Consider the following 10,170-nt stretch of genomic DNA (forward strand, 5'->3'; position numbering starts at 1 on the left):
ATCGGCTTGTCGTTAGGGCTTTTCTTTTCGGTGGTTACAGCCAAGTACCGCGACCTGATGAATGTGGTAAGCCTGGGCGTGCGTTTGTTTATGTTTGTTACCCCTGTTATTTACCCGGTTGGTGCCGTACCTGAAAAAGTGCGCTGGCTGGTAGAAATTAATCCCTTAACACCTCTCTTTGAGTTGTTCAGGTTTGCGATGCTCGGCGAAGGGTATGTAACGAGCTATGGCCTCAGCTACAGTGTTTGCTTTGCGCTGACAGCCTTGTTTCTGGCAACGTTGCTGTTTAACAAGCAAGGCGATAAATTAATTGATATTGTTTAAGAAGCACCTGTATGGCAGATACAATTATAACCGTTGAGAATATTTCGAAGCTCTATAACCTGGGCACGATCGGGACAGGCTCTCTCCGGCAGGATATGCAGCGCTGGTGGAATGCCACAGTCCTGAAAAAACGCGATCCTTTTTTTGACCTGGATATAAACGATACAACGGAGAGCAGCAAGTACCTGTGGGCCCTACGCGACATTAATTTCGAGGTTAAACAAGGAGAGGCTTTGGGTATTATCGGTAGCAACGGCTCTGGGAAATCTACCCTTTTAAAAATAATTTCGAGAATAGTGCGCCCCTCACATGGTACTGTAAGTGGGAGAGGTAAAGTTAGCAGCCTGCTTGAAGTCGGCACAGGGTTCCACCAGGAGCTTACTGGTCGCGAAAACATCTACATCAGCGGTTACATTTTGGGTATGACCCGAAACGAAATCAGGAGCAAGTTTGATGAAATAGTGGCTTTTTCCGGAATCGAAAAATTTATTGATACGCCTGTAAAGCGCTATTCATCTGGTATGTATGTGCGGTTGGCCTTTGCTGTGGCTGCACACCTGGAGCCCGATATCCTGATAGTAGACGAAGTGCTGGCCGTAGGCGATGCTGATTTTCAGAAAAAATGTCTGGGTAAGATGCGGGAGGTGTCGCAAAGCGACGGTAGAACTGTTCTGTTTGTCAGCCACTCCATGCAGGCGGTTAACAACCTTTGCGACAAAGGTTTATGGTTGCAAAAAGGCCGCATGATGGAAATGGGCGAAGTGTCTGGTGTGGTAAACAAATATATTACGCAGATTCAGCAGAACAACCTTCGCCAGGAGTGGTTCAGCCCTGAAGAAGGACCAGGAAACGATAAGATCCGCATTAAGAAGCTGGAACTGGTGCCGCAACTTTCCCAACCCGATGCTCCGCTAGATATTAGAGTGCCGTTAACCGTTCGTTTCCAGTTCTGGAACATGCACGACGATGTACTCATAAGCACCAACCTGCTGCTGTTCTCGTATGGCGGCGATTGTATTTTTGATGCTCCCTCTCCTGCAGTTGTGTGCCAGAAGGGTATGGTAGAAGGAGAGTGTGTTATACCGGGTAACTTCCTGAACGACGGGGCCTACTACATCTCGCTTTATGTGGTAAAAGACACCACTACGGAGCTATACAGTATGGAGGAGTGCCTGAGCTTTGAGTTAGAAGACTACCGGGGCGATATTAAGTGGTATGGCAAATGGTGGGGGGCTGTGCGGCCAAAGCTGCCATTTAAATTAATGCAAAATGAGTTGGAACTGGTGTAGTCTTACAGGTGCTCCTTATGAAAGAACATTTACCCTATAAAATTTCGCATCTTTACCTGCATGAGTCGCTCGCTAGCCCAACACTGGATAGTAGTACCCATGGCCATTATCTGGTGTTCTGGTGGAGAAGTGTTGCGTTGGCTCATTTCTTTATTGAGCCTGGGCAAGAAGTAACAGAGGAACAGTATTACCAAAAACTAGTGGCGGTTCTTGAGCCAAGCCTGCTGTTTTATGGAGCCAAACCTGCTGCCAACTGGGCGCGATTTGTGGTGGAGCGCGATGTAACTACCTTGTCTGCGTTTATGAATCCGCTCTTTGAAGCTTTTATTCCTTCTTCTGTGCCTGCTAAGTTGCCGGTGTCTGTGGTAATATGCACCCGGAACAGAGCCCGGCAGTTGGACCAGTGCATCCGTATGCTACAGCAGCTCACCTGTTTGCCGGCAGAAATAGTGGTGATCGACAATGCGCCTTCAGATGCGAGCAGCTGTGAGGTAGTGGCCCGTTTCCCGGATGTTACTTATGTTAAAGAGCCTCGCGCAGGCTTAGACATTGCCAGAAACACAGGTGTTGCGGCAGCCAATTACCCTATAGTAGCCTTCGTAGACGATGATGTACTTGTAGACCCGTTGTGGATTTACCAGGTTTATCAAACGTTCCAGAACCCGGAAATTAACGCCATGACCGGCTTGGTTATAGCATCCGAGCTCGAAACAGAGGCACAGGAGATTTTTGAGAAGCACTGGAGCTTTAACAGGGGGTATACAGATGTTCTCTACGACACTAGCTTCTTCACAAAACACCTTTTCCATGGTCCGCCTGTTTGGGAGATGGGGGCCGGAGCTAACATGGCTTTCAGAAAATCCGTTTTTGAGAAAGTAGGTTTATTTGATGAAATATTAGATGCCGGGGCAGCTGGGTGTAACGGTGATTCTGAGATGTGGTACAGAATTCTTTCTCATGGTTTCGGTGTACACTATAACCCCCGGGCAATTGTGTACCATGAGCATCGGCGGGAGCTTGGTAACCTGAAAAAGCAGATTTACGCTTACATGCGCGGGTTTACGGTAGCAGCCCTCCTGCAGCAGGACCAAGTGCCGAAAGCGAATTATAAAAGAAGGTTTTATAAGTACTTACCCAAACATTACCTGCGGCTTACCATCAGGGGCTTCCCCAGGTACCGGTCGCGTAACCTTACCCTTTGGGCAGAGATGAAAGGCATTGTGGCAGGCTTCTTTTATTATAGGCGCAACAAACAGTTTTCTACAGCTTTGCGCCATAAACAACCGGAGCCCGGCAGACTACTAAAGACGGCATAAAAGCCATTGCTTAAAACAGAAAAATTAATTTAAACTACCTGTATGTTGGTGCCGATTCAAACTGCTCCTTTAGAGACCGACTTAGCAGCAAAGCAAACAACAGCTGCATGGCCGCTGGTTTCAGTTATAATTCCTTGTTATAACCATGGCAAGTATTTGCCTGAAGCCTTTAGAAGTGTCTGGCAACAGAACTATCCGGCAATAGAAATAATTGTAGTGGATGATGGCTCTGTAGATGATACGCGCGCCGTTACAGAGGCCACGGAGGGAGTTCAGTATATCTACCAAAAGAACAAAGGGCTCTCTGCTGCCCGAAATACAGGTATAGCGCATGCACAGGGTGAACTGATGGTTTTCCTGGATGCAGATGATTGGCTGTTGCCTGGTGCTCTGGAAGTTAATGTGGCTCATTTAGAACAAAACAAAGAGCTGGCTTTTGTATCTGGTGCGCACGATAAGGTGTACGAAGCGATAAACTATACAAAAGAAGAGATGTGGGAGGTAAAGTCAGATCATTACCTGCAACTCTTAAAAGGAAACTACATTGGTATGCATGCAACCGTCATGTACCGCCGGTGGGTTTTCGATGAGTTCTTATTTGATGTTAGCCTGCGTAGTTGCGAAGATTATGATCTGTATCTGAAAATTACCAGAAAGTACCCAGTGTATCATCACACTGATAAAATTGCTGCTTATAGACTCCACGATACAAACATGTCAGGAAATATTCAGCGCATGTTGGCATCAGTTCTACAGGTGCATGAGCGGCAACGGCCTTTATTGGCCTCAGCCTCAGAACGAGAAGCTTTTAAAAAAGGCAAGGGTATCTGGAAGGATTATTACTGTCATGAACTTTTAAATAGACTTGTAAAGCAAAAAGAGTTTTATAATGTAGGTTCGCTTTTTACCTTAATAAAATATAAACCATCCATATTTTTGAAATCCAAAATGATTAAATCACTTGTTAAAAAAACTGCTCCGACTTTTGGATTAAAGTGGGTGCAAAAGAATTTTATGCATAAGAACTATGTTCCGCCGGTTGGAAAAGTGAACTTTGGAGATTTCAATGAAGCAAAACCTTTTAGCTCGCAATTTGGGTACGACAGAGGTGGGCCGGTAGATCGTTACTACGTCGAAAACTTTCTGCAGAAAGAGAGTGCCGTTATCAAAGGCAGAGTGCTGGAGATTGGTGATAATGAATATACCCTACTTTATGGAGGGAACAAAGTTATAAAGAGCGATATTCTTCACGTGAATGACACTAACCCGCACGCAACTTTAATTGGTGATATTAGTGCGGCTCCACAAATTCCTGACAACTCATTTGATTGTATTGTACTGACACAAACACTTCATTTAATCTATGATTTTAAAGGAGCCTTAGCCACTTGCCACCGTATTTTGAAACCGGGAGGAGCCTTACTTTTAACAGTACCTTATATTACCTCAGTTGATAAAGATGAGTGGAGCGAAATTTGGTACTGGGCATTTACTGATAGAGTTCTTCGTTTGCTTATGGCAGAGTCTTTTCCTGGCGGGAAGGTAGAAGTAGGTTCTTACGGAAATGTGTCAGTAGCAACAGCATTTCTATACGGTGTGGGCCGTAGCGAGATAACTAAAGATGTTTTGGATGTTAATGATCCTCAGTTTCAAGTAATCAATACGGTAAAAGCCATTAAAGCCTAAGCACGTGAGAGCACAGCTTCGCAATATTTACAGACGGTTTTTCGAGCCGAGGGGTTTGGTGCTTATGTACCATAGGGTGGCAGAACCAGCGTCTGATGTATGGGATATAGCTGTAAGTCCTGCGAATTTTGAGGTGCAGCTGCAGCTGTTGAAAAAGTTAGGAACTGTAATGCCCCTGAACAAATTAGTAGCCAACGCATGTGCAGGTACTCTGCAACAAAACAGTATCGCTATTACTTTTGATGATGGGTACCTCGATAATTATGCCACTGCAAAACCACTTCTGGAACATTACAAGTTGCCCGCTACTTTTTTTGTGGCAACGGGTAACATAGGCCAACAAAGAGAATTTTGGTGGGATGAACTAGAAGAAATTATTTTGTATAGGGATGAGTTGCCTCCTTTGGCAAAGTTTAGAGTAGGTGACGATACTGTTAGCAAAAGTTTAGCTGCTGAAGCTCGGTTAGACGAACAACTTCTGCAGCAGCATCAGAACTGGCACGCGTGCACAGAATTGCCACCTACTCAGCGGAGTGCCCTGTTTTTTGAACTATGGCAAAAATTAAGGCCATTGCCGGCAAAGGCGCAGCAGCAACATTTGCAGCAAATAAGAAACTGGGCAGGTGTTGACGCAACTGTAAGGCAAGACCAAATTAGTATGTCAGAAGACCAATTGGTTGAGCTTAGTTCCTCTGACTTGTTCGACATCGGGGCACATACAGTCTCACATCCGGCTTTGGCGTTTCATTCCAAAGCTGTTCAAAAGCAAGAGATAGCTCAAAACGTAAGAGATCTGCAGGTGCTAACAGGTACTAATGTTAGCATGCTGGCTTACCCATACGGAAACTATAACAACGAAAGTGTACAGGTAGCTGAAGAATTAGGTTTTATGGCTGCGCTAACAACAGAAGAAGAAATAATTACAAAGAAGTCTGACGCCTACCGTATGGGCAGATTTCAGGTAAGCAACTGGAATAAAGAAGAGTTTGCTAAGAAAATGAAACAGTGGATGCGTTAACCTTCGCCTAAATGAATAATTCAGTTCCATACCGACCGCTTGTCTCTGTTATAATACCGTTCCTAAATGAGGAACAATTTATAGAAGAGACGATTGAAAGCGTTCTACAGCAGGAGTACACGAATTGGGAATTGTTGTTAGTGGATGATGGATCAACTAATAATAGTACCCGTATTGCTAAAGCATTTGCAGCCATGTATCCGGATAAAATTTTTTATCTGGAGCACAAGTGCCATGTGAATAAAGGTTTAACAGCTAGCAGAAATCTTGGCGTGCAGCACGCCAAAGGCACTTTAATAGCACTCTTAGATGCTGATGATAAGTGGCTGCCTCAGAAATTGTCGCATCAGGTTTATCTATTTGGGATTCATCCCGAAATAGCAATGGTCGCAGAAGCTTCGGTCTACTGGAATACTTGGTGCGATTCATCAAAAAGGGACATTAAAGTGCCGGTAGGCGCACAAGAGGAGAAGGTATACAAGCCACTTGAACTGTTGCAGAAACTTTATCCTCTGCACATAGGCGCAGCACCAGTTCCATGTGCACTAATGATAAAGAAGCAGGCGATTTTACAAGTTGGAGGCTTTGAAAGTTCATTTGTAAAGCAATTCCAATTATACGAGGACCAGGCGTTGCTCAGCAAACTATACCTAAACTTTAATGTATATATATCATCATCCTGCAACAATTTGTATAGGCAAAGACCAGGCTCGATTGTAAAAGAGGTAAAGGGAAGTGGCCAATACCATGCTGTAAGGAAATACTTTTTAGAGTGGTTGCATGCCTATACCATAAAAAATGGTTTCCTGGATGATACCTTAGATAAGCTTCTTAAAAAAGCCTTATTCCCTTATCATCATCCTACACTTTACCTGTTAACCTACACATTTCCTAATCAGGTAGTGCAACTTTCGAAAAAGGCTGTACCCGGTCCTCTTAAAGACCTCATAAAAAAACAACTACACCTGGTAAAGTAGCAACAACCTATGCCTGCGCTAACAGTACTTATGCCGGTTTATAATGCAGAAAAATTTCTGGCTGAAGCCATAGATAGTATTCTGCAACAAACTTTCGCAGACTTTGAATTTATAATTATTGACGATGGCTCTGAAGACAGCACAGCAGCCATTGTTGCATCATACTCCGACACCCGTATCAGGTTTGTTCAGAACGAGCGTAACCTGGGCATTTCTGCCACCTTAAACAAGGGCATAATTTTGGCCGCGGCTCCACTTATTGCACGCATGGATGCCGATGATATCTCGTGCCCGGAGAGGTTGCAGAAGCAATTTGAGTACATGCAGGCAAACCCTGATTGTGCCATGGTGTCGAGCCTGGTGAAGGTTATAACAGAAGATGGCCAGCTGGTAAGGGTAGACCAGTTCAGAAGCGAGTTTTTTTACTATAACCTTACTTTTATTTGCTGGATCTACCATCCTACGGTTATGTACAGAAAGGCGGCCGTAGAAGAGGCAGGTATGTATGCCGTACCCTATGCCGAAGATTTTGAACTGTTCTGGCAGCTTTCGCGCAGGCATAAGATTTATAACCTGCCAGAAATAATGCTGCATTACCGCGTATCGAGCAAAAGCCTGCACCAGGTACTTAAAAAGAAAGAATATGAGCAGGCGCAACACGAGCAACTTTTGCGTAACTTCCGATACTACGCAGGTAAAAATTTTACTTTACCAACAAGCCACATAGAATGCCTGCAGCACAATTTCGAGCCTATACTAGCTGAGGCAAGCAGGAGCAGTGTGCTGCAATGCCTGAAAAGCTTAGATGCTATTACGGAAGGAATACTGTATAAAGAAAATACGAACAGAAACATAGAGGCCATTAAAAAGGCAGCCTTTTATAAAAGAAATTATATCCTGACAAATGTCATGAAGCATCTTACGAAACCCCAAAAGGCGATGCTACTAATAAGCGATCGTAACTTAAATTACCTATCGCGCCTGTTGAAAAACAGAGTGAGGATAAAATTTAAAAATGTATTTTCGTTTTAGTAAAATTCTTTCTCTATTATTTATAATTGGTGTTTATATTTACTTTTTCCTGGAAATAATAGCCTGTTTAAGGCATTGTAGCGATAAGATCAGAGGGATGATTATTAGTTTATAACAACTGCAGTATTGAGTTAAATCCTGAACAGATGTAAGACTAATTGTCGCCACTAATCTTTCTTCTTAGTTTATTTTAGATCCATTACCCATATTTTTGTGAATCGTATACCAACTTCTCCGCCGGCAATTGCTCCTCTTCCTGAAGAGGGACCACGACCCCTTTGGTCGGTCATGATTCCAGTGTATAACTGTGCACATTTTTTACACGATGCACTTCAGAGTGTACTGATGCAGGGCATTCCGGAGCAAGACATGCAGATAGAGGTAATAGATGATGCCAGCACCGATGCGGATGTGGAGGAAATTGTAAAACGGATCGGAAAAGGCAGGATAAAGTATTACCGCCAGCCAGAGAACGTAGGTAGCCTGCGCAACTTCGAAACCTGCATTAACCGGGCAAAAGGCGAATTAGTGCACCTGCTGCACGGCGACGACCGCATCAGGAAGGGGTACTATAAAAAAATAAATCAGCTGTTTAAGCAGAACCCGGGTGTAGGAGCTGCCTTCTGCCGCTTCAGTTACATGGACGAGAAAGGGGAGATTGATTATGTGCAGCCATTCGAGATGAAACAGGATGGTGTGCTAAGTAACTGGCTTATCAGAATAGCAGAGCGCCAGCGTATACAGTACGTTTCGATAGTGGTGCGGCGCGAAGTGTACGAAAAACTGGGAAGCTTCTTTGGTATTACCTATGGCGAAGACTGGGAAATGTGGGTTCGCATTGCCAAGCATTACTCGGTTGCTTATACTCCTGAGGTGCTAGCCGATTACCGCAAGCACGACAACTCTATTTCAGGACAGAAATTTATGAACGGGCAATACCTGATGGACATAGCGCATGCCATGCAACAAATACAGGAGCACCTGCCCGAAGTGCAGCGAAAGGCGGTAATGGAACGCTCGCGTGCAGCATTTGCACATTATGGCATTAGCGTGGCAAACGGCATCTGGCATGCCACCCACGATAAACAAAACGTGCAGGAACACATTAAGCACACGCTGGTGCTCCACCATGGCGGCATCAGATTGTACTTGAAAATTCTAAAAGTTTACCTTAAAATGATTACCAACAGGGTGTAGCTTCTGCTGCCGAACCGCTCCGTACAAACAAAGAGGTGCTGTCAGCTAAATCCACTTGTTTGGTGTTAAGTACCAGGGGAAAATTATTAATCCCTCGCCATGTAATTTACAAATCGTTGATATGTAATATGTTAAGTAATAAATATTCTTATGTCGTTATACTTATATCCGGTTACTTAATCTTCTGAATTATTTAAATGAAAACAGCCTTCAGAAGGTTTTTCATCAGAATTTTGCCAAGGGTATACCCGATATCTTTTAGTTGAAAATACTTTCGCAAGCTACAGTAAACCAGCAAAGCCTTAGCCCTGGCTTAAGAATTGTAGAAAGTAGAAAAAAGTGTTCACTTCCTGATGTTCTTATTTTAGTAAAATATCTTTCCTTTAACTTGCGTATAAGTAAAGTAAAACCCGAACAAAAGAATGAACCAACTCCTGAAGGAAGTACAGTTAACAGAAGATGAGCTTTTATTAGGAAACATTGTGCTTTACCCCACCGATACGGTGTGGGGCATAGGCTGCGATGCCCTTAATCCTGATGCCATAAAGAATATATACAAATTAAAAGCCAGGGAAGAAACCAAGGCTATGATCGTGCTGATGGCCAACATCGATATGCTGGAGCGGTACGTGCAGGAAGTGCCCGATAATTTTGAGGAACTGTTGCAGAAACAAGAACGCCCAACAACCTTTGTTTTCCAAAACGCCAAAAATTTTCCGGCTGAGTTGCTGTCTGCAGATGGGAGTATTGCTGTTCGAATTCCGCAAGACGATTTTTGTCACAGGCTGCTCATGCAGTTCCGCCGACCCGTGGTGTCAACGTCGGCAAACCGGAGTGGTGAGCCAACCCCACAAACCTTCGCCGACATTTCAGATGAAATAAAAGAAAAAGTTGATTTTGTGGTGCGAATCAGGCAAGATGAGGCAGCTCCTGCAAAGCCTTCCCGAATTCTGAGAGTTGAGGCAGACGGTACTACTAAAGTACTGCGAGACTAAAGTCTAAGCCAATACGGTTCGTCACATACATAGGGCTCTACCTCAGTGGCAGAACCGTAATTATTTGAATGGAAATAGCCTCCAAAAGGATTTTTATTTAAATTTCGCCAAGGGTCTGCCTGTCATGGAAGAAGCGAAAATGTTCATATACTCGTGCTTTGCCTGTGTCAGATAAAATTTTTTTTATAGTTCAGGTGTCCTCGCTTACTCTACCCAACTAAAAATTGAGGTTTGAGATTGAGGGTTTTAAAAAAGAACAGGAAAGGAGAACTTTGTGGTGACCAAACCTAAAAATTCGCTTTCCTGTCATGAAGAAATACTTCAGTACCAAAATTA

General features: G+C 43.9%; 9 protein-coding genes. All 9 read left to right on the forward strand.

What is annotated here, in order from left to right; all coding sequences use genetic code 11:
- Positions 1–324: ABC transporter permease (locus FVR03_RS22690; RefSeq protein ID WP_187270274.1), on the forward strand; the 324-nt coding region annotated here is incomplete at its 5' end.
- Positions 325–335: 11 nt separating this feature from the next.
- A complete protein-coding gene (locus FVR03_RS22695; RefSeq protein WP_147924071.1) occupies positions 336–1,613 on the forward strand; it encodes an ABC transporter ATP-binding protein in 1,278 nt (425 codons plus the stop codon).
- Between the two features lie 17 nt (positions 1,614–1,630).
- Entirely contained in the window at positions 1,631–2,929 is a 1,299-nt protein-coding gene (locus tag FVR03_RS22700) for a glycosyltransferase family 2 protein (protein WP_147924072.1), read from the forward strand.
- Positions 2,930–2,971: 42 nt separating this feature from the next.
- Positions 2,972–4,615 (forward strand): glycosyltransferase, encoded by a 1,644-nt coding sequence (locus FVR03_RS25060; protein WP_147924073.1) that lies wholly within the window; start codon positions 2,972–2,974, stop codon positions 4,613–4,615.
- A gap of 4 nt (positions 4,616–4,619) precedes the next feature.
- Positions 4,620–5,633 carry a polysaccharide deacetylase family protein gene (locus FVR03_RS22710; RefSeq protein ID WP_147924074.1) on the forward strand — a complete coding sequence of 338 codons (1,014 nt, stop codon included), beginning with the start codon at positions 4,620–4,622 and terminating at the stop codon, positions 5,631–5,633.
- 11 nt (positions 5,634–5,644) lie between these two features.
- Positions 5,645–6,610: a glycosyltransferase family 2 protein gene (locus tag FVR03_RS22715; protein ID WP_147924075.1), complete on the forward strand. Its 966-nt coding sequence runs from the start codon at positions 5,645–5,647 to the stop codon at positions 6,608–6,610.
- A gap of 9 nt (positions 6,611–6,619) precedes the next feature.
- A complete protein-coding gene (locus FVR03_RS22720) occupies positions 6,620–7,642 on the forward strand; it encodes a glycosyltransferase family 2 protein (RefSeq protein ID WP_147924076.1) in 1,023 nt (340 codons plus the stop codon).
- A gap of 213 nt (positions 7,643–7,855) precedes the next feature.
- Positions 7,856–8,839 (forward strand): glycosyltransferase family 2 protein, encoded by a 984-nt coding sequence (locus FVR03_RS22725; protein ID WP_147924077.1) that lies wholly within the window; start codon positions 7,856–7,858, stop codon positions 8,837–8,839.
- A gap of 422 nt (positions 8,840–9,261) precedes the next feature.
- On the forward strand, positions 9,262–9,834 hold the full coding sequence (locus FVR03_RS22730) for an L-threonylcarbamoyladenylate synthase (RefSeq protein WP_147924078.1): 573 nt from the start codon (positions 9,262–9,264) through the stop codon (positions 9,832–9,834).
- Positions 9,835–10,170 lie beyond the last annotated feature (336 nt).

The sequence above is a fragment of the Pontibacter qinzhouensis genome (assembly GCF_008017455.1).
In the GTDB taxonomy this organism is placed as follows: Bacteria; Bacteroidota; Bacteroidia; order Cytophagales; family Hymenobacteraceae; genus Pontibacter; species Pontibacter qinzhouensis.

Bases quoted from the DNA above. Each gene is read 5' to 3' on its own strand.
- FVR03_RS22730 (WP_147924078.1), top strand. From the start codon at position 9,262: ATGAACCAACTCCTGAAGGAAGTACAGTTAACAGAAGATGAGCTTTTA.
- FVR03_RS22715 (WP_147924075.1), top strand. From the start codon at position 5,645: ATGAATAATTCAGTTCCATACCGACCGCTTGTCTCTGTTATAATACCG.
- FVR03_RS22720 (WP_147924076.1), top strand. From the start codon at position 6,620: ATGCCTGCGCTAACAGTACTTATGCCGGTTTATAATGCAGAAAAATTT.
- FVR03_RS22695 (WP_147924071.1), top strand. From the start codon at position 336: ATGGCAGATACAATTATAACCGTTGAGAATATTTCGAAGCTCTATAAC.
- FVR03_RS25060 (WP_147924073.1), top strand. From the start codon at position 2,972: ATGTTGGTGCCGATTCAAACTGCTCCTTTAGAGACCGACTTAGCAGCA.
- FVR03_RS22700 (WP_147924072.1), top strand. From the start codon at position 1,631: ATGAAAGAACATTTACCCTATAAAATTTCGCATCTTTACCTGCATGAG.